The organism is Allocatelliglobosispora scoriae, assembly GCF_014204945.1.
Lineage (GTDB): Bacteria > Actinomycetota > Actinomycetes > Mycobacteriales > Micromonosporaceae > Allocatelliglobosispora > Allocatelliglobosispora scoriae.
On the sequence record NZ_JACHMN010000003.1, the window covers coordinates 2,119,998 to 2,143,360 of the forward strand.

A 23,363-nucleotide genomic window follows, 5' to 3' on the forward strand; every position below is an offset into this window, starting at 1 on the left:
GCGACGTTTTCCAGAGTGTCTCGCCTCTTACGTGACGGATTCTGCCGATACGTCGTCCAGGGCTCGACTGATCTCCGGTGGCAGATCGATCCCCTCGACCGGGAGCGCCTCCATGAGCTGATCGAGCGTCCGGGCGCCGATGACGGGGGCGGTCACGCCCGGCCGATCGCGTACCCAGGCGAGCGCGACCAGCCCCGGGCTCACGCCGAGGCCGCTCGCGGCGGTCATCACCGACTCGACGATCGCCGAGCAGCGCGGGTCCAGATAGGCGAGGACGAACCGGTCGAAGGTGCGCGACGCGGCCCGGGAGTCGGCCGGACGGCCATGGCGGTATTTGCCGGTCAGGACGCCGCGCCCCAGGGGCGACCAGGGGAGCACCCCGATCCCCATCGCCGCGCACGCGGGCAGCACCTCGCGTTCGATGCCCCGCTCCAGCAGCGAATACTCCACGCCGGTGGCGATGATGGGTGCCCGCTGCGGCCAGGCCGACTGCCAGGTCGCCGCCCGGGCCATCTGCCAGCCGGTGAGGTTGGCGACCCCGGCGTAGCGGGCCTTGCCGGTGGCGACGGCGTGGTCGAGGGCGGAGAGGGTCTCCTCCATCGGCGTATCGGGGTCGTAGCCGTGCACCTGCCACAGGTCGACGTAATCGGTGCCGAGGCGGCGCAGGGTGACGTCGAGGCTGCGCAGCAGGTGGCCCCGGGACGCGTCGTGACGGCGGCTGCCCCGGGCCCGTACGCCGGCCTTGGCGACGATGATGAGGTCCTCGCGGGCGACCATCGCGTCGAGTAGGGTTCCCAGGACTGCTTCGGCCTCGCCGTCGGCGTAGACATCGGCGGTGTCGATCAGCGTGCCGCCGGCGTCGACAAAGGACTTCAGCTGCGCGCCCGCGTCGTCGGGGTCGGTATCCTGACCCCACGTCATGGTGCCCAGGCCCAGCCGTGAGACCGCCAGTCCGCTTCGGCCGAGCGGTCGCTGCTGCATGCCTGAACGATATTCTTCGTCGGCGTGTCGCGAAAAGCGTCCGTGTGTCGTGATCTTGACTGCTGTTTGGTTGCGCTTCGGGGTTTCCGGGGCGGATCGACCCGCTCTGGGCGGTCAGGCGTGATCACGACGCGGGTCGATCCGCCCCGGAAACCCTGTCCCGGTGCAGGTGGCAGGAGTCCTACCGGTGGGTAACACCGCAGCACGGTTGCCCGGTAGGGTGGAACCACTCTTGTTGCGTGGTGATTGGTGGCTTTGTTATGAAGCTTGGGCTGAATCTTGGGTACCAGACTGCTTGGACTTCTCCTGGGGACCACCTTTTGCTGGCGCAGGAGGCCGATCGGCTGGGGTACTCGGTGGTGTGGGCGGCTGAGGCCTATGGATCCGATTCGCCGTCGATCCTCGCCTGGATCGCCGGGCAGACGTCGCGGATCGACGTGGGGTCCGCGGTCATGCAGATCCCGGCCCGTACTCCGGCCGCCACGGCGATGACTGCGGCGACCATCGATGCCTGCTCGGGCGGGCGGTTTCGGCTGGGGCTGGGGGTGTCGGGGCCGCAGGTGTCGGAGGGCTGGCACGGGGTCCGGTTCGCCAAGCCGCTGGCGCGGACGCGGGAGTTCGTGGAGATCGTGAAGCTGGCGATCGGGCGGCAGACCGTGGAGTTCCACGGCGAGCACTACGAACTGCCGCTGCCCGGCGGACCGGGGAAGGCGCTGCGGTTGAGCTTCCACCCTCCGCGGGAGCACATCCCGATCTACCTCGCCGCCGTCGGACCCAAGAATCTGGAGCTCGCCGGGGAGATCGCGGACGGCTGGCTGGCGATCTTCTACTCGCCGGAGTACGCGTCGGAGTCCCTCGCCACGATCGCCAAGGGGCGGGGGAAGGCGGGGCTGACCCTCGACGGGTTCGACGTGGTGCCGAGCGTGCCGGTGGTGATCGGCGACGACGTCGAGATGTGCGCCGAGCTGGTGCGGCACTACGCGGCGCTCTACATCGGCGGGATGGGCAGCCGGGAGAAGAACTTCTACAACGAACTGGCCGTCCGGATGGGCTACGGCGAAGCCGCGGCGAAGATCCAGGAGCTCTACCTCGCCAAGCGGCGCGAGGAGGCGGCGGCGGCCGTACCCATGGACTTCATCGACCAGACCAGCCTGCTGGGGCCGAAGGAGCGGGTCGCGGCGAGGCTGCGCGACTTCGCGTCGGCGGGGGTGACTACGCTCTGCGTGTCGCTCTTCGCGCCGGACCCCGAGTCGGGTGCGCAGACGCTGCGGGACGTGGCGGACGCACTGACCCTGTCCGGGGTCGGCGACCTAGGGGAGTAGGTAGTACGTGGAGATCTCGATCTGGCAGGCCATCGTGCTGGGCATCGTGGAGGGCATCACCGAGTTCCTCCCGATCTCCTCCACCGGCCACCTCACCATCGTCGAGGAGCTGATGGGCCTGTCGATCGAGGACTCCGGTGTCACCGCCTTCACCGCGGTGATCCAGGTGGGTGCGATCGCCGCCGTGCTCATCTACTTCGCCAAGGACATCGGGCGGCTCGCCGCGGCCTGGTTCAAGGGCCTCTTCTCCGCGCAGGCCCGGCAGAACCACGACTACCGCTTCGCGTGGTATGTCATCGCGGGCTCGATGCCGATCGCCCTGGTCGGCTTCGCCGCCAAGGACTTCATCACCGGGCCGCTGCGCAGCCTGTGGGTCGTCGCCGCCGGTCTGATCATCTGGAGCGGCGCGATGGCCTTCGCCGACCACGCCGCCACCCAGCTCAAGGACGAGAAGGCGCTCACGCTCAAGGATTCGCTGATCATCGGCTTCGCCCAGTGTCTGGCCCTGGTCCCCGGCGTCTCCCGGTCCGGCGCCACGATCACCACCGGTCTGCTGCGCGACTTCAACCGGGTCACCGCGACCCGGCTCTCCTTCTTCCTCGGCATCCCGGCGCTGACCGCCGCGGGCATCTACGAGCTGCCCGACGCGCTGAAGTCCGACTCCGTCTCGATGAGCTCGCTCGCTGTCGGCACCGTCGTCAGCTTCGTCGTCGCATACGCCTCCATCGCATGGCTGCTGAAGTTCGTCGCCAACCACACCCTGAAGGTGTTCATCTGGTACAGGGTGATCCTCGGCGTGGCGATCATCGGGTTCCTGCTCTGGGGTCCACAGGCCTGAGAGGCTGACCACGATGGGCACCGTCATTCTGCTGCGCCACGGGCGTACCACCGCTAATGCCGCCGGGATCCTCGCCGGTGACACGCCGGCGGAGCTCGACGACCGCGGCCGCGCGCAAGCCGCCGCGGCGGGCGAGCGCCTCGCCGACCTGCCGCTCGCGGCGGTCGTGACCAGCCCGCTGCTGCGCTGCCGGCAGACCCTGGAGTTGGCGTTGCCGCAGGCCACGCCGGAGGTCGAGGCCGACCTGACCGAGTGCGGCTATGGCGATTGGACCGGCCGATCGCTCAAGGAGCTGGCCGAGGATCCGCTGTGGACGACGGTCCAGCAGCACGCCTCCGCCGTCACCTTCCCCGGCGGCGAGTCGATGTCGGCGATGTCGGCCCGTGCCGTCAACGCCGTGCGCCGCCACGACGCGGCGCTCGGCCCGGACGCGGTCTGGCTCGCCTGCTCCCACGGCGACATCATCAAGGCGATCGTCGCCGACGCGCTCGGCCTGCACCTCGACCAGTTCCAGCGGATCAACGTCGAGCCGGCCTCACTGACGTTGATCCGATACACGCCGCAGCGGCCCTACCTGCTGCGCCTGAACGACCTGGGCGGGGACCTGAAACCCCTCGTCACCCCGACCGTCGGCGGAGCCGCCTGATACGCCTGGAGTGCGCCCTCAGCGAAGCTGCGCAACGCTGAACCACCGGTCCTACTGATGGGCCCGATTGAGGAGATAGGGTTTCGGTATGACACATCAGGTGTTCGCCTTCGAGCCGCCCGAACGGTTCGTCGCCGGCACCGTCGGCCCGCCGGGAGAGCGGGCGTTCTTCCTCCAGGCGCGCGGCGGCGGCAGGCTCGTCACGGTCGCCCTGGAGAAAGTGCAGGTCGCGCTCCTCGCCGAGAAGCTGGAGGAGCTGCTGACCGAGGCTCACCGGCGCTTCGACATGCCGATGCCCGGCACCGAGGTGAGCGACCCCGACAACGAGCCGCTGGACGCACCCGTGGACGAGGAGTTCCGGGTCGGCACGCTCGGGCTGGCATACGACGTCGACAGTGAAACCGTGATCATCGAGGCGATCGCCGTCAACGAGGCGGAGCCCGACACCGAGCCCGACGACAGCCTCGACGAAGAGGTCGACGAGGACCTCGACCGGCTCCGGGTCCGGCTCACCCCGGGCGAGGTGCGGGCCTTCATCGCCCGGGCCCGTCGCCTGCTCTCGGCCGGTCGCCCGCCGTGCCCGCTCTGCGGGCAGCCCCTGGACCCGGCCGGACACCTGTGTCCGCGTCACAACGGTTACCACCGCAGGTGAACCCGCTGCAGGCCACCGCCGCCATCGAGCTCCTGCGCCGGGGCGAGATGGAGATCGAGGGTCGCCTCGTCGACGCCTCCAACGCGACCCTGCGGGTCGAGCTCACCCTCGACGGCGAGACCGCCCGCGCGGTCTACAAGCCGATCCGGGGCGAGCGCCCGCTGTGGGACTTCCCGCCGGGGCCCGGCCCCGGCGGCAACCTCGCCGGTCGCGAGGTCGCGGCCTACGAGGTGAGCGCCGCCGCCGGTTGGGGGCTGGTGCCGCCGACGATCCTGCGCGACGGCCCGCTCGGCCCCGGCTCGGTGCAGCTGTGGCTCGACGACCTCGCCGAGGAGCAGCTCGTCGACTGGGTCCCGGCCGGATCGATGCCGTCGGACTGGTGCACCATCGCCGCGGCGCAGGACGAGGACGGCGCCTCCTACCTGCTGGCTCACGCCGACGATCCCCGCCTCGCCACGCTCGCCCTCTTCGACGCGCTGATCAACAATGCCGACCGCAAGGGCGCCCACGTGCTGCTCGCGGCCGACGGGCACCTCGCCGGGATCGACCACGGCGTCTGCTTCCACGCCGAGCCGAAGCTGCGGACGGTGCTGTGGGGGTTCGCGGGCCGACCCATCCCCGCCGAGCTCGCCGAGCGCCTCGACACGCTCGACCCGGGCTCGCTCGCCGAGCACCTCACCCCGGCCGAGCTGACCGCGCTGATCCGTCGGCGGGACCGGCTGCGCGAGATCGGCCGCTACCCGCAGCCGCCGAGCGATCGCCACATCATCCCGTGGCCACCGATCTGACGTTCGATCACGCCGCCGGATACTCTCGGAGGCATGGAAACGTGGTCCGGACATGACATCCCCCGCCTACCCGGTGCTGGCCAGCAGCTCTACCTCTACGACTCGGCGCGGCAGAGCACGCATCCGAGCGCGCCACGGGGACCGGCCGGGATGTACGTGTGCGGCATCACCCCTTACGATGCGACCCACCTCGGCCACGCCGCCACCATGATCACGTTTGACCTCATCAACCGGATGTGGCGCGACGCCGGGCAGGAGGTCCTCTACGTGCAGAACGTCACCGACATCGACGACCCGCTGCTGGAGCGCGCCGCTCGCGACAACGAGGACTGGATCGTGCTCGCGATGCGCGAGACCGCGCTGTTCCGCGAGGACATGGAGGCGCTGCGGATCATCCCGCCGGCCCACTACGTCGGCGCGGTGGAATCGATCCCGCAGATCGTCGAGAAGATCGCCGAGCTGCTCGAACGCGGCGCCGCCTACCGGCTGGAGGACGGCACCGGCGATGTCTACTTCGACATCGCGTCGGCGCCCGCCTTCGGCTACGAGTCCAACCTCTCCCGCGAGCAGATGCTGGTCTACTTCGCGGAGCGCGGCGGCGACCCGACCCGGGCCGGCAAGCGCGACCGCCTCGACCCGCTGCTCTGGCGCGGCATCCGACCCGACGAGCCGAGCTGGGACGGCGGTGCCCTCGGCCCCGGCCGCCCCGGCTGGCACATCGAGTGCTCCGTCATCGCCCAGCTCCTCATCGGCGACACGATCGACGTCCAGGGCGGCGGCAACGACCTGCTCTTCCCGCACCACGAGTGCTCCGCCGCGCACGCCGAGGTCCTCACCGGCCGCTCGCCGTTCGCCGCGCACTACGTCCACGCGGGCATGATCGGGCTGCACGGCGAGAAGATGAGCAAGTCCAAGGGCAACCTCGTCTTCGTCTCCCGGCTGCGCGCCGACCACACCGACCCCGGTGCGATGCGCCTGGGCCTGATGGGCGACCACTACCGCGCCGACCGCCAGTGGACCGACGAGGTGCTCAAGGCCGCGGAGCAGCGCCTGGCCAAGTGGCGCCTCGCCGCCGCGTGCGCCACCGGGCCGTCGGGCGCCGATCTCCTCGCGGGGGTACGCGCCGCGCTCGCCAACGACCTCGACACCCCCCGGGCGATCTCCCTCGTCGACACCTGGGCGGAGGACGCACTCGCGGGCAGCGGCACGGACCCGGCGTCCCCGGCCCTGATGGCGACCACGGTCGACGCACTGCTCGGCATCAAGCTCTAGCCGTCTGCGCAGCCCCACGATCGCCGCAACTCTTCAAGAGTTGCGGCGATCTCGGGTGCGGTCACGTTCGCGCCCCGTCACGCTCGCGCCCCGTCCCGCTTGCGCCCCGTCACGTTTTGCAGCAAAGCGTGGCCATGTCGCGCCACGAGGCCACGCTTTGCTGCAAAACGTGACGGGCGATAGGACCAACTCTTCAAGAGTTGCGGCGATCTTGGGGTCAGTCGTCGCCTGCGCGGCGGTGGCGCTTGATGTCGCTGCGGCGCTTCTTCGCCGAGATGCGGCGCTCGACCGAGCCGCGGGACGGCCGGGTGGGGCGGCGCGGTGCCGCCGGTGGTGCGATCGCGTCGGCGACCAGGGCGATCAGCCGCGCCTCGGCGGCCTCGCGGTTGCGCAGCTGGGCGCGGTGCTCGGAGGCCGCGATGGTGATCGTGCCGTCGACGAGGCGACCGGCCAGCCGCTCCATCGCCCGGGCGTGCAGGGCCGGGGTGAGCGCGGCGGACGCGGCGAGGTTCCAGGAGAGCTCGACCCGGGAGTCGGCGGTGTTGACCCCCTGGCCGCCCGGTCCGCCCGACCGGGAGAAGCGCAGGCTCAGCTCGGCCTCGGGGATCCCCACACCGGGCCGGATCGTCAGCGGTCCCGGCACGCCGCACCTGCGCTCGTCACGCGCTCAGGCTACGCCAGAGCGATCTTGCCCGCCCAGGTCGGTGGTTCGCCCAAGATCGCCGCAACTCTTCAAGAGTTGGTCCGATGAGAGGCGGCGCGGCACCGCCACCGGCTCACCGGGGGCGGGGCGACGGGCGGCGGGACGGAACGCGGGGAGCGGCCACCCGGGGCGCGGGTTGGCGCGGTGCGGGCGATTCGGCCATTGCACGGGCACGGCGGCGGTAGAGCAGCGTCGTCGCACCGGCGAGGAAGACGCAGAGTGCACCGACGACGACGAGACCGGCGCCGCCGGTGCCCTGGACGATCGCGGTCACGAAGACCGCCAGCGTCAGGGTCAGCAGTCCCAGGCAGATCACGGCGCCGACGGTGGTCGCGACAGTGGAGGGGCGAGGGCTCATCAGCCCATCTTCACCCGGAAAGGGGCGCATCGGGCGCAACCCAGCGTGTCGCGGACCCGACAGATCACTTTCGGCGGCCGAATGCGCCCAGCTCACGGGGTGTGGATCAGGTCGACGGACCGGGGTCGATGTCGATGAGCGGGTCCACGTCCGGGCGTGGCTCGGGGATCTTGTACTCCTCGGTGAGCGCCGTCATCGGCCCAGGCCAGGTGGCCTCCGCGACCTCGATCGGGCGGTGCTCGGCGTCGAACGCCACGTGCAGCAGGTGCAGCACCGGCGTGTCGGCGCGGATCTGCAGCACCTCCGCCTCGTCGCGGGTGGGCAGCCGGGCGGTCACCTGGTCGGTCGCCGAGACGTAGCGTCGGCCGGTCACCTCCTCCACCTCCTGGTAGAGCGGCCGGCCGAACGCCTCGAACCGCTCCACCGACGAACCGCGGATGTCGGCCGGGCGGAACCAGGACGCGCCGACCTCCACGGGCGACTCCTGCGTACGCACGATGTGCCGACGGCACAGCAGGGGAGTGCCGTCGACGACGCCGAACGCATCGGTGATCTCCGACGGCGCGGGTTCCGTGCTGACCGAGACGAGGTGCTGGCGGTAGCGGGCGGCGAGATCCGCGTGGTAGCCCCGGTGCGTGCCGTAGCGGCCCCGGGAGAGCCGGTTGAGGCGCCGCCGGGTGCCCCGGACATAGGTGCCCGAGCCCGGCTTCGTGATCAGCAGGCCCTCGAGCCGGAGCTGGTCCACGGTGCGCTGGATCGTCTGCTTGGCGACACCGAACATCGTCGCCATCGCCGGGATGCTGGGCAGCCGCTCGCCCGCCGCCCAGTCGCCGCGCCGGATCCTGGCTCGCAGGTTGGTCGCGATCTGGCGGTGGGGGGACTCCGCCGCGCCCGGGTTCACCCCGGTCGAGGTCTCCGCGTCACGTAGAGGCATGAACATGAGTATGCGTGCCCCGATGTCCGAAACCTAGCTTCCTAGGCCGACCTACGCGGTGTGTCGCGCCCGAGCCCTACCGCGCCACCCGCCCGACGTGTCCTTTTCCGCACCGGTCAGCGGCCGTCTCGTTTCGCGGCAAAGCATGGCCTCGCCCCGCGAAATGGCACGCTTCGCCGCAGACGCAACCAGGGCCCGCTGCCGAAGCAACGAGCCCTGTGTTGGAAATCCGACTAGAAGATGGAGGCGCTGCCGCCGCCACCCCGGCGGCGCAGGTACTTCTCGAACTCGCTGGCGATCTCGTCGCCGCTCAACGGCTGAATCCCCGAGTCGCCGGCCCGCTCCTCCAGCTCGCGGAGGTATTCGCCCAGCTCGGCGTCCTGCTCGCCGGCCGCGCGGACCTTCTCCTCCCACTCGGCCGACTCCTCGGCCAGGTCACCCACGGGTACGGCGAGGTCGAGGACCTCCTCCACCCGGTGCAGCAGGGCGAGCGTCGCCTTCGGGCAGGGCGGGTTGTTGGCGTAGTGCGGCACGTGCACCCAGAAGGAGAGTGAGTCGAAGTCGGCCCGCTGGGCGGCGTCGTGCAGCACCCCCACGATGCCCGTGGGCCCGTCGTAGCGGGTCGGGGTGAGCCGGAACCGCTCGATCACCTCGGAGCCGTTGGCGCTCCCGCTGATCGGCAGCGGCCTGCTGTAGGGGACGTCGGCGAGCAGGGCGCCCAGCAGCACGACCCGGCTCACCTCCAGGCTGTGGCAGAGCTCCAGGATGTCGGAGCAGAAGCCCCGCCAGCGCATATTCGGCTCGATGCCCCGGATGAGCACGACATCGCGCTCGGCGCCGGGCGGCGAGGCGACCAGAAAACGTGTCGTCGGCCACTCGATGCGGCGGGTGTCGCCGTCGACGAGGCTGATCATGGGTCGGGTCACCTGGAAGTCGTAGTAGTCCTCCGGGTCGATGGCGGCCACCTGCTTGGCATCCCAGACCTGCTCGAGGTGGTCGAGGGTCGAGGACGCGGCGTCAGCGGCGTCGTTCCAGCCCTCAAAGGCCGCGATCGCCACGGGGGAACGGAGAACGGGCAGTCCGTCGAACTCACTCACACCGACAGCCTACGTTGGTCCGCGTAAGACGCCCGGCGCTCGGCGACCGTGGCGCGTCGCCGCCGTCCGTTCCGACCCCGGTGGCCCGAACGGTTATCGGCACTCATCATCCGGGACGTGCCCCTACCGCAGTAAGCGAGCTCGGAGCTCAGTCAATTAGGCTGGGAGGGTGACGAACGCTTTTCTTGCCGCCCTGCGTGACCGCATTCTCATCGCCGACGGTGCCATGGGCACGATGCTTCAGGCCGCCGACCCCACGATGGACGACTTCGCGGGCTACGAGGGCTGCAACGAGGTCCTCAACGTCACCCGCCCCGACATCGTCAGTTCGGTCCACGACGCGTACTTCGCGGCGGGTTCGGACTGCGTCGAGACCAACACGTTCGGCGCCAATCTCGCCGCGCTCGGCGAGTACGAGATCGCCGACAAGATCTATGAATACTCCAAGGCGGGTGCGGCGATCGCCAAGGAGGTCGCGCACGGCTACTCGACCGCCGACCGGCGGCGGTTCGTGATCGGCTCGGTCGGCCCGGGAACGAAGCTGCCGACGCTGGGGCACATGCCGTACGCGAAGCTGCGCGACGCGTACCAGATCAACTCGGCGGGTCTGATCGACGGCGGTGCCGACGCGATCCTCGTCGAGACCTGCCAGGACCTGCTGCAGACCAAGGCCGCCGTCATCGGTGCCAAGCGGGCCATCGCGGCGAGCGGGCTGGAGATCGCCCTCGTCTGCCAGGTGACCGTCGAGACGACCGGCACGATGCTGCTGGGCAGTGAGATCGGTGCGGCGCTGACGGCACTGGAGCCGCTCGGCATCGACCTGCTCGGCATGAACTGCGCCACGGGACCGGCGGAGATGTCGGAGCACCTGCGCTACCTGTCCAAGCACGGCCGCGTACCCATCAGCGTCATGCCCAACGCCGGCCTGCCGCAGCTGACCGCGGACGGCGCCCACTATCCGCTGACCCCCGCGGAGCTGGCGGAGGCGCTGGACCGGTTCGTCAAGGAGTACGGCGCGCAGCTGATCGGCGGCTGCTGCGGCACCACCCCGGAGCACATCCGCCAGGTCGTCGAGAAGCTGCACGGCGCCACCCCGACGGTGCGGCAGCCGGAGCGCGAGCCCGGCATCGCGTCGCTCTACCACCACGTGCCGTTCCAGCAGGACGCCAGCGTGCTGATGGTGGGGGAGCGGACCAACGCCAACGGTTCCAAGGCGTTCCGGGAGGCGATGCTCGGCGGTGACTACAACGCGTGCATCGAGATCGCCCGCGACCAGGCCCGCGACGGCTCCCACCTGCTCGACCTCTGCATCGACTACGTCGGCCGCGACGGCGCCGACGACATGCGCGAACTCGCCGGGCGCTTCGCCACCGCCTCGACGCTGCCGATCATGCTGGACTCGACCGAGCCCAACGTCATCGAGGCCGGCCTGGAGATGCTCGGCGGCCGGTCGATCGTCAACTCGGTGAACTACGAGGACGGCGACGGCCCCACCTCGCGCTTCGCCCGGATGATGCCCCTGGTCAAGGAGCACGGCGCGGCCGTGGTCGCGCTCACCATCGACGAGGAGGGCCAGGCCCGCACCGCCGAGTGGAAGGTGCGGGTCGCGACCCGGCTCATCGAGGACCTGACCGGCAACTGGGGCATGCGGATCGAGGACATCCTCGTCGACTGCCTGACCTTCCCGATCGCCACCGGCCAGGAGGAGACCCGCCGCGACGGCATCGAGACGATCGAGGCGATCAAGGAGATCACCCGGCTGCACCCCGGCATCAACTTCACGCTGGGCGTCTCCAACATCTCCTTCGGCCTCAACCCGGCCGCACGGCAGGTGCTCAACTCGGTCTTCCTCAACGAGTGCGTCGAGGCCGGTCTGACCAGCGCCATCGTGCACGCGAGCAAGATCCTGCCGATGGCCCGGATCCCCGAGGAGCAGCGCACCGTCGCCCTCGACATGGTCTACGACCGCCGCGAATACGATGCGGACGGCCAGGTCACCTACGACCCGCTGACCCGCTTCCTCGACCTCTTCGAGGGCGTCGACGTCGCGTCGGCGCGGGCCTCCCGGGCCGAGGAGCTGATGCAGCTCCCGCTCGACGAGCGGCTGGCCCGGCGCATCGTCGACGGCGAGCGCAACGGCCTCGAGGCCGACCTCGACACCGCGCTCACCCAGCGCAGCGCCCTGTCGATCATCAACGACATCCTGCTGGAGGGCATGAAGACGGTCGGCGACCTCTTCGGCTCCGGCCAGATGCAGCTCCCGTTCGTGCTCCAGTCGGCCGAGGTGATGAAGACCGCGGTCGCCTACCTGGAGCCGCACATGGAGCGGGCCGAGGGCGAGGGCAAGGGCACGATCGTGCTCGCCACGGTCAAGGGCGACGTGCACGACATCGGCAAGAACCTCGTCGACATCATCCTGAGCAACAACGGCTACACGGTCGTCAACATCGGCATCAAGCAGCCGATCAACGCGATCCTCGACGCCGCCGAGGAGCACCGCGCCGACGCGATCGGCATGTCCGGCCTGCTGGTGAAGAGCACCGTCATCATGAAGGAGAATCTGGCCGAGATGCTGGCCCGCGGCCTGCACAGCCGGTTCCCGGTGATGCTCGGCGGCGCCGCGCTGACCCGCTCCTTCGTCGAGGACGACCTGCGCGACCTCTTCGAGGGCGGCGAGGTGCACTACGCCCGCGACGCCTTCGAGGGCCTCGCTCTGATGGACAAGGTGATGACCGCCAAGCGCGGCGGGGTCGCGGTCGTCGACGAGGAGCGCGAGGCGAAGCTCGCCGAGCGCCGGGCCCGTCGGGAGAAGCACCGCGCGCAGGTCACGGCCGATCTCCCCGATCTCTATGACGCGACGGTACGCAGTGATGTCGCCCTCGATGTCGAGGTCCCGACGCCGTCCTTCCTCGGCAGCCGGGTCGTCAAGGGCCTGGTCCTCAGCGACTACGCGTCGATGCTGGACGAGCGGGCTCTCTTCCTCGGCCAGTGGGGCCTCAAGGGGGCCAGGGCAGGCCAGGGCCCGTCCTATGAGGAGCTGGTGGAGACCGAGGGCCGTCCCCGGCTGCGTTACTGGCTCGACCGGCTCGCCTCCGAGCAGGTGCTGGAGTCGGCGGTGGTCTACGGGTTCTTCCAGGCGTACTCGGAGGGCAATGACCTGGTCGTGCTGCACGACGGCGGCCAGGAGACCCGGTTCACCTTCCCGCGGCAGCGGCAGGAGCGGCGGCTGTGCCTGGCCGACTTCTTCAAGCCGAAGGAGTCCGGCGAGCTCGACGTCGTGGGGATGCAGCTGGTGACGGTCGGGCACCCGGTCAGCGAATATGCCAACAAGCTCTTCGCGGCGAACGCCTACCGGGATTACCTGGAGGTGCACGGGCTCTCCGTGCAGTTGACCGAGGCGCTCGCGGAGTACTGGCACCAGCGCGTCCGCCGGGAGCTGGCGCTGGCCAACGGCCGGACCGTGGCGTCGGACGACCCGACGGACCTGGCGGGGATCCTGAAGAACGACTACCGCGGCTGCCGGTACGCGTTCGGCTACCCGGCCTGCCCGGAGCTGGAGGACCGCGCCAAGATCGTGTCGCTGCTGGACGCGGGGCGGATCGGCGTGGAGCTGTCCGAGGAGTTCCAGCTGCACCCGGAGCAGGCGACGGACGCGATCATCGTCCACCACCCGGAGGCGAACTACTTCAACGCGAAGTAGGAGTTGGACTCGTACCGAAAAGAACGCCGTCAAGAAATCTTGACGGCGTTCTCGGTCAGTGTTGCCCGTGTCGAATCGGCTAGGCGGCGCGCTGCTGCGGCTCCCACGGCTTCGGGATGGCCTCCAGGCGGGTGAGGTGCTCACGGTGCCGACGAGCGCTTACCTCGTCCCCGGCAGCCACGGCCTCGGACAGCCAGCCCTGGATCATCGCCACGAACTCCTCGTGATCGCGGCGCTCGATCTCGCGCAGTGCCGCGAAGTGCTCCTCAACGGTCATGCCGCCTGTCCTCCTCCCAGCCGCTCATCCAAGCGACCTAGCTCATACCGAGTATCCTCTAGCTGGCGGCGATAGAACGCCAGCCCCTCTTCATACTGGCTGATGAAACCGCGCGCCCGCTCAACTGCCGCAGTCAGCTTCATCCTCTGGAACTCGTCCTTGATGTGCTCATCGTCCACGATCTCACCTCTTCCACCAGCTACCTATAGTTGTCATGCAATGTATATCCACGATGGACGGCGCGGCAATCCGGAGGTGCGGTCTCGTGGCACCGCTGCCGACGGCAGGACCGCCCAGCGAAAATCGTGCAAGAACGCGTTGTGAGCCGGCCCGGGCAGCATCCCGGCGGCAACGCGATCACGCGAATCGTTCCACCCAGCGCTCGCTCTGCAGCGTGCTGTCGTGCTCCGGGCCGAATGCCATGCTCCGGTCGGTGGCGACCGCGCGCATCAATCGCAGTCCCTCCGCCCGATCGCCGGCCAGCCCGACGTTCACGGCGAGCAGGTGCCGGGAGTCCAATGTGTAGGCGTGCGCCGCCCCGAGCGCCCGGGTGGAGTCCGCCACGAGGTCCCGTAGCAGCGTGACCGCCTGGGCCCGGTCGCCGCTCTCCCCGACGTGGTGGGCATGGCCGTACCGCGCTTCCAGCGCGCTGCGGTGATCGGCGCCGAGCACGCGGCTGTAGTCGTCGGCGAGCTCCCGCAGCAGCCGGGCGGCCTCGGCGTGATCACCGCTCCCGCCGACGTTCTGGGCGAGGGCGTAGCGGGACCGGAGAGTGGCGTGGTGATCGGCCCCCAGGACCCGGGTCCGGTCGGCGATCACGCCGCGCAGCAGCCGGATCGCCTCGGCCCGGTCGCCGGTGGACCCGATGTCGGCGGCGAGGGCGTGGCGGGACGACAGGGTCCTGCTGTGGTCGGCGCCGAGGACCCGGGTCTGGTCGGCGACGACGCCTCGGAGCAGGCGCGCGGATTCGGCCGGGTCGCCGCCGTTGCGGATCTGCACCGCGAGCAGGGAGCGCGAGCTGAGCGTGAGGACATGGTCGGCGCCGAGGACCCGGGTCCGGTCGGCGACCACGTCCGCGAGGAGCTCGATCGCGCCGGCCCGGTCGCCGAGCCTGCCGATGGTGAAGGCGAGCTGGTGCCGCGCGAGCAGGGTGTCCGGGTGGTCGGCGCCCAGCGTCCGGGTCGAGTCGTCGACGAGCCGCCGGTAGAGTCCCGCCGCCTCGGCGTAGGCGCCTCGATCGAGGGACTTGTGTGCCTCCCGGTGCCGGGTCCTCAGCCGGTCGACCTCGGGGCTCTCCACCGGTGGTGCCTGGTGTGCGCGGAGCCGGTCGAGGAAGGCGGCCGAGGGCATCCGCCCGCCGGTCACCGCCTCGAACTGGACCGTGCTGAGCCGGAAGAAGACATCGCCGCTGAGCAGCAGCGGCAGGATCGGCCGCCGCATCAGGGCGGCCCGGTTGATCTCCAGGGCGATCCACTCCGACTCCTCGGCCTGCGGAGTCATGACGACGACGAAGGCGGCGCAGGTGTCGATCTGCTCGCGGATGACGCGCTCCCACCGGGCGCCGGTGATGATGTCGCGGTCGAACCAGGTCGGGATCCCGGCCGCGATCAGGTGGTCCGCCAGCTGGTGCACGTAGACCGAGTCGCTGGCGTGGCTGTAGCTGAGGAACACGTGGCCCGTCACGCCCGGCACGTTACCTGACGGCTGTCGATCCCCCCGGATGGCTGAGGGCCGCGGCGGCAGGCGACGCGGCGGCGGCCAGCATTGCCAGCCGCAGCAGGTCCCGGTCGCGTTTGTGGGCCACGCTGTCGTCCCGGTGGCGGCCGGGACGACGCAGCCGTTCCTGCAGCTCGGCGATGCTGTCGAGCAGCGACCGCTGCTGCTCCGGCGTGAGCGAGCCGTCCGACGCGAGGGCCGCCGCCGCGCAGGTGAGCACGGCGGCGCCGGTCCGGTCGGGCGTTTTCGGGTCGGGTACGAAGGGGCGGTGCCACGATCCGAGGGCGTGCAGTGCGGCCTGCTGCGGTGCGCCGTACCAGTGGTCGGGGGTGTGATCCGGGTTGCGGTCACCCGGGCGGGGACTGCGCCGGCCCTGGCGTTTCGCCTGCCGCCGCGTCTCGGCGTAGGCGCGCACGTCGGCCTGCCAGGCCCGCCTGCTCACGATCAGGATCTCCAGCGCGCGCAGCAGGGCGGCCTCATCGCGCTGGTAGGGCCCGGCGACGTCGGCGAGGAACGCCAGCGTCGCGTGGAATCCGATCGGCCGGTAGAGCTGTACGCAGCAGCGAAGAGCCGCGACCCGCCACGCGTGCGGGAGCGAGGGGTCACGCACCTTCCGGGCGAAGCAGCCGAAGCTCACCGGGGCAGGTTAACCGCTCTCATCGCAGCGCGGGGATCACCGTGTGCCCGTACACGTCGAGGGTGTGGTCCTTGTCGTCGTGCTGGAGGTAGACGGCGAACTGGTCGACGCCGATGTCGCGGAGCGCGGTCAGCTTCTCGACGTGGGCGGCGGCCGGCCCGAGGACGCAGAACCGGTCCACGATCTCGTCGGGGACGAACTCGGCGTGCGTGTTGCCCGCCCGTCCGTGCTCGGTGTAGTCGTAGCCCTGCCGGCCCTTGATGTAGTCGCTCAGCGCCTTCGGTACGGCACCGGACGAGTCGCCGTAGCGGGCGACGATGTCGGCGATGTGGTTGCCGACCATGCCGCCGAACCAGCGGGTCTGGTCGCGCTGGTGCTCGAGGTCGTCGCCGACGTAGGCGGGCGCGGCGACACAGAACTTCACCGACGCCGGGTCCCGCCCGGCTTCGGCTGCGGCGCGGCGAACCGCCGTGATCATCCACTCGGCGATGTCGAGGTCGGCGAGCTGCAGGATGAACCCGTCGGCCACCTCGCCGGTGAGCTTGAGCGCCTTGGGGCCGTAGGCGGCGACCCAGACATCGAGCCGGGAGTCGGCGACCCAGGGGAACCGCAGCGTGTTGCCCCGGTAGGTGATCTCGCGGCCGTTGGCGAGCTCGCGGATCACCTCGACCGACTCGCGCAGCTCGGCGAGCCCGACGGGGGGCAGGCCGAGCGTACGCAGAGCGGAGTCGCCGCGGCCGATGCCGCAGATGGTGCGGTTGCCGAACAGCTCGTTGAGGGTGGCGTAGGTGCTGGCGGTGACGGTGAGGTCCCGGGTACCGGGGTTGGTCACCATCGGGCCGACGATGACGCGTTCGGTGTGGGCGAGGATCTGGCTGTAGATGACGTACGGCTCCTGCCACAGCAGGTGCGAGTCGAACGACCAGACGTGGCTGAACCCGGCCGCCTCGGCCCGCTGGGCGTACTCGACGATCTGCTTGGCGGGCGGGTCGAGCTGGAAGACGACGCCGATGTCCATTCCAGATCCCCTTTCTCAGACCAGGTAGGTGGACAGGCCGCGGGGCAGGTAGCGGCCGTGGCCCTTGCGGCCGTGGTATTCGCCGCCGCTGACGACGACGGTGCCGCGGGAGATGACGGTGTCGACCTTCCCGGCGATCTCGTAGCCCTCGTAGGCGGAGTGGTCCATGTTCATGTGGTGGGTCTCGACGCTGATCCGGGTCCGCCCGGCGGGGTCGTAGAGCACGATGTCGGCGTCGGAGCCCGGCGCGATGACGCCCTTGCGGGGGTAGAGGCCGAACATCCGGGCCGGGGTGGTGGCGATCGTCTCGACCCAGCGCTCCAGCGACAGCTGCCCGTCGACGACACCCTGATAGAGCAGGTCGACGCGGTGCTCGACGCCGCCGATCCCGTTGGGGATCTTGGAGAAGTCGCCGAGGCCGAGCTCCTTCTGGTCCTTGAAGCAGAAGGGGCAGTGGTCGGTGGAGACGATCGCGAGGTCGTTGCTGCGCAGCCCGCGCCACAGGTCGCGCTGGTGCGGCTCGTGCCTGCTGCGCAGCGGAGTGGAGCAGACCCACTTGGCGCCCTCGAAGCCGGGCGCGCCGAGCTGGTCCTCCAGGGTCAGGTAGAGGTACTGCGGGCAGGTCTCGGCGAAGACGTTGCGCCCGGCGTCGCGAGCTTCCGCGACGGCCGCGAGCGCCTCCGACGCCGACAGGTGCACGATGTAGAGCGGGGTGTCCTGCGCGACCTTGGCGAGGGAGATGGCGCGCCGGGTCGCCTCGGCCTCCAGCTCCGCCGGGCGGGTGATGCCGTGGTAGATCGGGTCGGTCTCGCCGCGCGCGAGCGCCTGCTGGACGAGGACGTCGATGGCGATGCCGTTCTCGGCGTGCATCATGATCATCGAGCCGTTGTCGCGGGCCTTCTGCATCGCTCGCAGGATCTGGCCGTCGTCGCTGTAGAAGACGCCGGGATAGGCCATGAAGAGCTTGAAGCTGCTGATCCCCTCGGACTCGACGAGCGCGTCCATCGCCGTGAGCGACTCGTCGTCGACGCCACCGATGATCATGTGGAAGCCGTAGTCGACGTGGCACTCGCCGTCGGCCTTCGCGTGCCAGGCGGCGAGCCCCTCGTGCACGTTCTCCCCGGTGCGCTGCACGGCGAAGTCGATGATCGTGGTGGTGCCGCCGAACGCCGCCGCCTTCGTGCCGGTGTCGAAGGTGTCGGAGGCGAAGGTGCCGCCGAAGGGCAGCTCCATGTGCGTGTGCGCGTCGATGCCGCCGGGGATGACATACTTCCCGGTCGCGTCGATGACCTGCGCGTCGGCGATCTCGGGGGCGCGGCCGGGTGCGAAGAGCGCGGTGATCGTCTCGCCCTCGACGAGCACGTCGGCGGGGTAGGGTCCGGTGCTCGTGACAACGATTCCACCGGTGATGAGTATGGTCACGGTGCTCCCTCTGCGGTGGGCGGTCAGGCCTGGGTCAGCGGTCCGTAGGCGTCGGGCCGGCGGTCGCGGTAGAACGCCCAGCGGTCCCGCACCTCGGCGAGCAGGTCAAGATCAAGATCACGAACAACGAGCTCCGCCTGGTACGCGTCCGCGGGCTCGCCGACGAACTTGCCCTCCGGGTCGACGAAGTAGCTCGTGCCGTAGAAGTCGTCGTCGCCCAGGTCCTCGATGCCGACCCGGTTGATGGCGCCGATGAAATACTCGTTGGCGACCGCCGAGGCGGGCTGCTCCAGCTTCCACAGGTAGGACGAGAGCCCCCGGCTCGTCGCCGACGGGTTGAACACGATCTGCGCACCGGCGAGCCCCAGCGCCCGCCAGCCCTCCGGGAAGTGCCGGTCATAGCAGATGTAGACGCCGATCCGCCCCACCGCGGTGTCGAAGACCGGGTAGCCGAGGTTGCCCGGCCGGAAGTAGAACTTCTCCCAGAAGCCCTTCACCTGCGGGATGTGCGTCTTGCGGTATTTCCCCAGGTAGCTGCCGTCCGCGTCGACGACGGCAGCGGTGTTGTAGAGGACGCCGGGCTGCTCCTGCTCGTACATCGGGAGGATCATCACCATGCCGAGCTCCGCGGCGAGAGCCTGGAACCGCTCGGTGGTGGGCCCCGGAACCGACTCCGCGTAGGAGTAGAACTGCGGGTCCTGCACCTGGCAGAAGTAGGGGCCGTAGAACAGCTCCTGGAAGCAGATCACCTTCGCGCCCTGCGCGGCGGCCTGGCGTGCGTACTCCTCGTGGGCTTTGATCATGGACTCTTTGTCGCCGGTCCACGTGGTCTGGACCAGGGCGGCGCGGATGCTGTTCGTCACCGGTGCTCGCCTCCTCGTTTTTCCTGCTCAGCGGTTCGTTCCAGATAACCATCAGGAGCGGTCCGAAGGGCGCAGGGACAGGCTGATAACAGAACATTAATGAGGTGAGTCGAGTGAGACAACGATTCACGGAATCTGCAGTCATCAATGATCAACCCCCCGTGAGCACGAAGATCGCCGCAACTCTTGAAGAGTCGGTGCTTTAAAGCACCGACTCTTCAAGAGTTGCGGCGATCTCGGCTGTTGCGGGCGGGGCGGTCAGCGGTGGTGGTAGGCGAGCTCCCCGGCCCGGATCGGCGCGGCGACCGTGTTCTCCGCCGGGGCGAGCGGGCACGCCCACCGGTCGTCGTAGGCACAGCTCGGGTTGTATCCGTAATTGAAGTCCAGCCGCACCCGGTCGCCGTCGAGCACCGTCACGCCCCGGCCGAAGGTGCCCTTCGCGGTGTCGGTGAGGTAGCGACCGCCGCCGTAGGTCTCGTTGCCGCAGGTGCCGTCGCGGAACGGCAGGAAGAGCCCGCCGGCGTAGGCGTTGATCCACCACAGGGTCAGCGGGCCCCACGGCGTGGGCGCGATGGCGACCCGCCGGTAGCGCACCACCCCGTCCGGCCCGCCGGTGTCGATGCTGGTCTCGCCGTCGGCCGGAACCAGTGCGACCTCCACGATCGCGTCCGTGCTCGCCGGGAAGTAGGACGGCCCCCGCGAACCGGGCGGCACCGGCGACTGGGGGTGGGTGGCGAAGAGCTCGTCACGGGCCGTACGGAATCCGTCGAGATCGACGGGGGAGAGGTAGAGCCGGGCAACCTGCTCACGCCAGTCGGCGAGATCGAGTGCGTCCACCAGGCCACCGTAACCCGTCCCCCCTCCTGAATTTTAATGCTGGACACGCCGGCAAAAGTGCAACAAAAGTCAGGATCACGTTGCGTGAGAAGTCGATCCTGACTTTGGTTGCACTTTTGCCGGCGTGTCCAGCATTAAAGTTCAGGTTAGGGTCGGCGGGTGACTCAAGCGGTGGTACGGCGGGCCAGCGGATCCATGTTCGGGCTGGCGTACGGGGATGCGCTCGGCAAGCCGACGGAGTTCCTGCGCTACGAGGAGATCCTCGACCGTTACGGCGTCGGCGGGCCCCAGGAGCTCGACGGCGACCCGGCCCTCGTCACCGACGACACCCAGATGGGGCTCGCCGTCGCCGATGCGCTGCTCAGCGCGCTGGAAGAGCGACCGCTGACACCGCAGCGGCTCGAACCGCGGACCCGGGGCAGGTTCCTGCACTGGGCGGCGTCCGACGAGAACAACCGGGCACCCGGGATGACCTGCATGCGCGCCATCGGGCGGCTCGGCGACGGCCGACCGTGGGTGCTCGCCACCGAGCAGGGGTCCAAGGGGTGCGGCGCCAACATGCGGGTCACCCCGGTGGGGCTGGTACCGGGGCTCTCCGGCGCGGAACGGGCGGGCGCGGCACAGCTCCAGGCAGCCATGACGCACGGGCACCCGACGGCGCTGGCGGCGAGCGAGCTCACGGCGTACACGGTGCATCTGCTCGTGAACGGGCTGGCGCCCCGGGAGCTGCCGCGCGCGTTGCGCGAGCGCTGCCGCGAGCAGCGCGAGGTCTACCGGGGCGACTGGCTCGGCGACCTGTGGCAGCGGCCGGGGGAGACGAGCGAGGCGTCGTTCATCGCGCGCGGCTGGGACGAGTGCCTGGGCGTGCTGGACCGGCTCGACGCGGCGCTGGCGGCCCCCGACCGGACCGCCGACCCGTGCCTGGCGACCGGGGCGGGCTGGATCGCCGAGGAGGCGTTCGCGACCGCGCTGCACTGCTTCCTGCTCTTCGAGTCCGAGCCGGTGGCGATGCTGGGGCGGGCGGCGGCGACCTCGGGTGACTCGGACTCGATCGCGTGCCTGGCGGGCGCGTTCGCCGGAGCCGCCCACGGCATGGGCGCGTGGCCGGCCGAGTGGGCGGAGCGCATCGAGTACGCCGCCGAGCTCGACCGGATCGGCCGCGCCTGGGACTGAGCCGGTGTCGGTGGGTGGCGTTAGGCTGCGCGGGTGGCTGCAGATGACGACCTTGAGCTGGCCCGGGCACGCGGGAGGCGCTGGCTGCCCGCGCGCCGCCTGGCGTCGGTGACGGCCGCCTCCCGGTTCATCGAGAGCGTGGGGTTCGCCCTGCTCTTCCCCGCCGCGGGCGTCGTCGCGCCGTCGCTCTACGAGGCGGTCGCCGGTCCCGACGCGGTCGCCTGGTCCGGCGGCATGGGCGAGGCCGAGTCGACCTGCTGGACGTGGAAGGACGCGCTGCCGCTCGCCGGGGCGGCCTGGTCGGGCAAGTTCCTCTTCCGCCGGGCGTCGCTGCTCTCCCCGTCCGTGCTCAACCTGCTCTACCCGGGCGACGGCGACCTCGACGACCACCGCCGCTGCGACCTCGGCCGCGAGGCGCACCGGATCGCCGACGCGCTGCTCACCGGGCCGCTGCCGTCGTCGGTGCTGCGCGAGCTCGTCGGCGACCGCAACCGCTACGACCGGGCCATCACGGAGCTGCACCGCCAGCTGCTCGTCACCGCCGCCGGTGTGCACGAGCAGCGCAGCGGGTGGCCGGCCACCGTCATCGACCTCACGGCCCGCCGCTTCGAGGTCGGCGGTGGTGCCGACCGCGTCGAGGCCGCCGGCGTCTTCGTGGGTACGGTGCTGGCGGCTCGACCGGCACAGCTCGCCCGAGCCTTCGGCTGGGATGCCGGATCGGCGCGGGCGGCGCTGGACGCTCTCGTGGCGGCGGATCGAGCCCGCCTGACCGACGGCGTCTACCGGATCTAGGAGGTGCTCGCGACGCGCGGTGCCGGAGCGGGGATGACGAGCATGGCCGGGGTGCCGTCGCGGTTGAGCGTCGGCGGGATCGCCGGGAAGTCATAGCGGGTCGGCGGCTGCCCGGCGACGAGGGCCCAGGCCTCGCCACTGCGCCCGCCGTGCGCGGCACTGTCGACCGTCGCGGCGATGTCATCGGGAGTGAGCAGCGGAAACTGCTGGTCCTCCAGGAAATGCCGGGTCGTGCCGAGCATCGGTGTGTCGACAAAGGCCGGACAGATCGCGTTGATGGTGATGCCGTGTTGACTCAGCGGGATCGCCATCGCCCGCACATAGCCGAGCACCGCGCTCTTGGTGAGGGTGTAGACGGGGTTGCTCTGCTCGGGGGCGAGCGCCGCCAGCGAGCAGGCCACCACGATGGCGCCGCCACCGGCCATGAGCGCGGGTGTGGCTGCCTCGATGCCGAAGACCACGCTGTCGACGTTGACCGCGACGGTCCGGCGGTAGCCGACGGGGTCCAGCGGCGTGTGGGCGGGCTGACCGGAGTTGATGCCGACGGTGAGCGCGGCGAGGTCGAGCCGGCCGTGGCGTTCGACGGCGTGGGCGAAGAGCGCGCGGTTCTGCTCGAAGTCGCTGGCGTCGGAGGTGACCGCCGTGCCGCCGATCTCGTCGGCGAGTGCCCGCGCGGCGTCACCGTTGAGATCCGCCACGACGACGGTGTATCCCCGGCTGCTCAACCTGCGCGAGATGGCCGCGCCGATCGCACCGGCACCGCCCGTCACCACTGCCACACGATTCATTGATCATTCATACAGTCGGATCGGTGGATCCACAACGACCGCGAGATTACGGTCGGAGAACATCATCGATGAAGGCGGAGAGCCTCGCCGTCAGCTCCGTTCCCCGCTGCGCGATCGCCGCCGACGGGTCGGGCATGGCCCGGGTCGGCTGCAGCTCCGCCCGCAGATTGGCGGAGCAGGCGAGGTCGGCGCAGATGTAGGTGCCGACCGTGTTGCCGTTGCGCCCGGCGGCACCGGGGCGGCGGGCGGTGAACAGCGACACGTTGTCGGCGGTGACGACACACCGGCAGAGGAAGCACATCGCCGCCCGGCGCTGCGACATCTTCGACTCCGCGGCCTTGAGGAGCAGGCCGACCGGGGCGTCGCCGTCCCAGCCGACGACGTAGCCGCGCTGCGGGATCTTCGGGTCGCGCCAGCCCAGCATCTCCAGCTCGGCCCAGTCGAAGTCGCCGAAGCCCTTCGGCAGGGTCATCGCGTTCGCCTCGCCCCTGGTGCTGTTGGTGAGGCTGCGTCGCAGCTCCGGCTCGGTGAGGGGTCGCATGATCACGA

General features: G+C 70.3%; 24 protein-coding genes. 9 read left to right on the forward strand and 15 right to left on the reverse strand.

The annotated features are described in order from the left end of the window. Positions 1-27: 27 nt before the first annotated feature. Complete coding sequence (locus F4553_RS35700; protein ID WP_184845401.1) at positions 28-981, reverse strand: aldo/keto reductase; 954 nt, start codon at positions 979-981, stop codon at positions 28-30. Positions 982-1,241: 260 nt separating this feature from the next. Here F4553_RS35700 and F4553_RS35705 point away from each other — a divergent pair, with 260 nt between their 5' ends. The 6 genes from F4553_RS35705 to mshC all read left to right on the forward strand — a co-directional run bounded on the left by F4553_RS35705 (position 1,242) and on the right by mshC (position 6,499). Next, positions 1,242-2,303 carry an LLM class F420-dependent oxidoreductase gene (locus tag F4553_RS35705; protein ID WP_184845403.1) on the forward strand — a complete coding sequence of 354 codons (1,062 nt, stop codon included), beginning with the start codon at positions 1,242-1,244 and terminating at the stop codon, positions 2,301-2,303. Positions 2,304-2,310: 7 nt separating this feature from the next. Continuing rightward, positions 2,311-3,141 (forward strand): undecaprenyl-diphosphate phosphatase, encoded by an 831-nt coding sequence (locus F4553_RS35710; RefSeq protein WP_376776333.1) that lies wholly within the window; start codon positions 2,311-2,313, stop codon positions 3,139-3,141. A 13-nt stretch (positions 3,142-3,154) separates the two neighbouring features. Beyond that, positions 3,155-3,787, forward strand: a complete 633-nt coding sequence (locus F4553_RS35715) for an Rv2135c family putative phosphatase (protein ID WP_376776334.1) — start codon at positions 3,155-3,157, stop codon at positions 3,785-3,787. A gap of 88 nt (positions 3,788-3,875) precedes the next feature. Further along, positions 3,876-4,439: an Rv2134c family protein gene (locus tag F4553_RS35720; RefSeq protein WP_184845405.1), complete on the forward strand. Its 564-nt coding sequence runs from the start codon at positions 3,876-3,878 to the stop codon at positions 4,437-4,439. Further along, a complete protein-coding gene (locus F4553_RS35725) occupies positions 4,436-5,227 on the forward strand; it encodes an Rv2133c family protein (RefSeq protein ID WP_312875518.1) in 792 nt (263 codons plus the stop codon). Before F4553_RS35720 ends, F4553_RS35725 begins: the two co-directional genes overlap by 4 nt. 33 nt (positions 5,228-5,260) lie before the next feature. Further along, the gene (gene mshC, locus F4553_RS35730; protein ID WP_184845407.1) at positions 5,261-6,499 is read left to right on the forward strand and encodes a cysteine--1-D-myo-inosityl 2-amino-2-deoxy-alpha-D-glucopyranoside ligase; all 1,239 of its coding nucleotides are present in this window, start codon (positions 5,261-5,263) and stop codon (positions 6,497-6,499) included. Between the two features lie 217 nt (positions 6,500-6,716). Here mshC and arfB read toward each other — a convergent pair whose 3' ends face one another. The 4 genes from arfB to F4553_RS35750 form a co-directional block, all read right to left on the reverse strand. Then, on the reverse strand, positions 6,717-7,142 hold the full coding sequence (arfB, locus tag F4553_RS35735; protein ID WP_184845409.1) for an alternative ribosome rescue aminoacyl-tRNA hydrolase ArfB: 426 nt from the start codon (positions 7,140-7,142) through the stop codon (positions 6,717-6,719). A gap of 133 nt (positions 7,143-7,275) precedes the next feature. Further along, complete coding sequence (locus F4553_RS35740; RefSeq protein ID WP_184845411.1) at positions 7,276-7,560, reverse strand: hypothetical protein; 285 nt, start codon at positions 7,558-7,560, stop codon at positions 7,276-7,278. Positions 7,561-7,666: 106 nt separating this feature from the next. Further along, positions 7,667-8,494: a GntR family transcriptional regulator gene (locus F4553_RS35745; RefSeq protein ID WP_184845413.1), complete on the reverse strand. Its 828-nt coding sequence runs from the start codon at positions 8,492-8,494 to the stop codon at positions 7,667-7,669. 233 nt (positions 8,495-8,727) lie between these two features. Continuing rightward, positions 8,728-9,591 (reverse strand): PAC2 family protein, encoded by an 864-nt coding sequence (locus F4553_RS35750; RefSeq protein WP_184845415.1) that lies wholly within the window; start codon positions 9,589-9,591, stop codon positions 8,728-8,730. A 169-nt stretch (positions 9,592-9,760) separates the two neighbouring features. Here F4553_RS35750 and metH point away from each other — a divergent pair, with 169 nt between their 5' ends. Beyond that, complete coding sequence (gene metH, locus F4553_RS35755; protein WP_184845418.1) at positions 9,761-13,291, forward strand: methionine synthase; 3,531 nt, start codon at positions 9,761-9,763, stop codon at positions 13,289-13,291. Positions 13,292-13,370: 79 nt separating this feature from the next. On the opposite strand, the gene F4553_RS35760 is transcribed toward metH, so the two are convergent. The 8 genes from F4553_RS35760 to F4553_RS35795 all read right to left on the reverse strand — a co-directional run bounded on the left by F4553_RS35760 (position 13,371) and on the right by F4553_RS35795 (position 20,061). Continuing rightward, complete coding sequence (locus F4553_RS35760; protein ID WP_184845420.1) at positions 13,371-13,568, reverse strand: hypothetical protein; 198 nt, start codon at positions 13,566-13,568, stop codon at positions 13,371-13,373. After that, positions 13,565-13,747: a hypothetical protein gene (locus F4553_RS35765; protein WP_184845422.1), complete on the reverse strand. Its 183-nt coding sequence runs from the start codon at positions 13,745-13,747 to the stop codon at positions 13,565-13,567. The genes F4553_RS35760 and F4553_RS35765 overlap by 4 nt, the downstream gene beginning before the upstream one ends. Before the next feature lie 178 nt (positions 13,748-13,925). Then, the gene (locus F4553_RS35770) at positions 13,926-15,251 is read right to left on the reverse strand and encodes a tetratricopeptide repeat protein (RefSeq protein ID WP_184845424.1); all 1,326 of its coding nucleotides are present in this window, start codon (positions 15,249-15,251) and stop codon (positions 13,926-13,928) included. Between the two features lie 10 nt (positions 15,252-15,261). Next, complete coding sequence (locus tag F4553_RS35775) at positions 15,262-15,921, reverse strand: hypothetical protein (RefSeq protein WP_184845426.1); 660 nt, start codon at positions 15,919-15,921, stop codon at positions 15,262-15,264. A 19-nt stretch (positions 15,922-15,940) separates the two neighbouring features. Beyond that, positions 15,941-16,939 (reverse strand): TIGR03842 family LLM class F420-dependent oxidoreductase, encoded by a 999-nt coding sequence (locus tag F4553_RS35780; protein WP_184845428.1) that lies wholly within the window; start codon positions 16,937-16,939, stop codon positions 15,941-15,943. Positions 16,940-16,954: 15 nt separating this feature from the next. Beyond that, on the reverse strand, positions 16,955-18,361 hold the full coding sequence (hydA, locus tag F4553_RS35785; RefSeq protein WP_184845430.1) for a dihydropyrimidinase: 1,407 nt from the start codon (positions 18,359-18,361) through the stop codon (positions 16,955-16,957). Between the two features lie 23 nt (positions 18,362-18,384). Then, positions 18,385-19,224 (reverse strand): nitrilase-related carbon-nitrogen hydrolase, encoded by an 840-nt coding sequence (locus F4553_RS35790; RefSeq protein ID WP_184845432.1) that lies wholly within the window; start codon positions 19,222-19,224, stop codon positions 18,385-18,387. Between the two features lie 258 nt (positions 19,225-19,482). Further along, entirely contained in the window at positions 19,483-20,061 is a 579-nt protein-coding gene (locus tag F4553_RS35795) for a DUF1684 domain-containing protein (protein ID WP_184845434.1), read from the reverse strand. A 159-nt stretch (positions 20,062-20,220) separates the two neighbouring features. Between F4553_RS35795 and F4553_RS35800 the strand changes: the two genes are divergently transcribed. Then, positions 20,221-21,234 carry an ADP-ribosylglycohydrolase family protein gene (locus F4553_RS35800; RefSeq protein ID WP_512698877.1) on the forward strand — a complete coding sequence of 338 codons (1,014 nt, stop codon included), beginning with the start codon at positions 20,221-20,223 and terminating at the stop codon, positions 21,232-21,234. A gap of 33 nt (positions 21,235-21,267) precedes the next feature. Continuing rightward, complete coding sequence (locus tag F4553_RS35805; protein WP_184845436.1) at positions 21,268-22,026, forward strand: AlkZ-related protein; 759 nt, start codon at positions 21,268-21,270, stop codon at positions 22,024-22,026. Here the strand turns inward: F4553_RS35805 and F4553_RS35810 are convergent. Both F4553_RS35810 and F4553_RS35815 read right to left on the reverse strand, forming a co-directional pair. Next, positions 22,023-22,814, reverse strand: a complete 792-nt coding sequence (locus F4553_RS35810) for an SDR family NAD(P)-dependent oxidoreductase (RefSeq protein ID WP_184845438.1) — start codon at positions 22,812-22,814, stop codon at positions 22,023-22,025. The two genes, F4553_RS35805 and F4553_RS35810, sit on opposite strands and share 4 nt — an antisense overlap. Positions 22,815-22,860: 46 nt before the next feature. Then, entirely contained in the window at positions 22,861-23,355 is a 495-nt protein-coding gene (locus F4553_RS35815; RefSeq protein ID WP_184845440.1) for an FBP domain-containing protein, read from the reverse strand. Between the last annotated feature and the right edge of the window lie 8 nt (positions 23,356-23,363).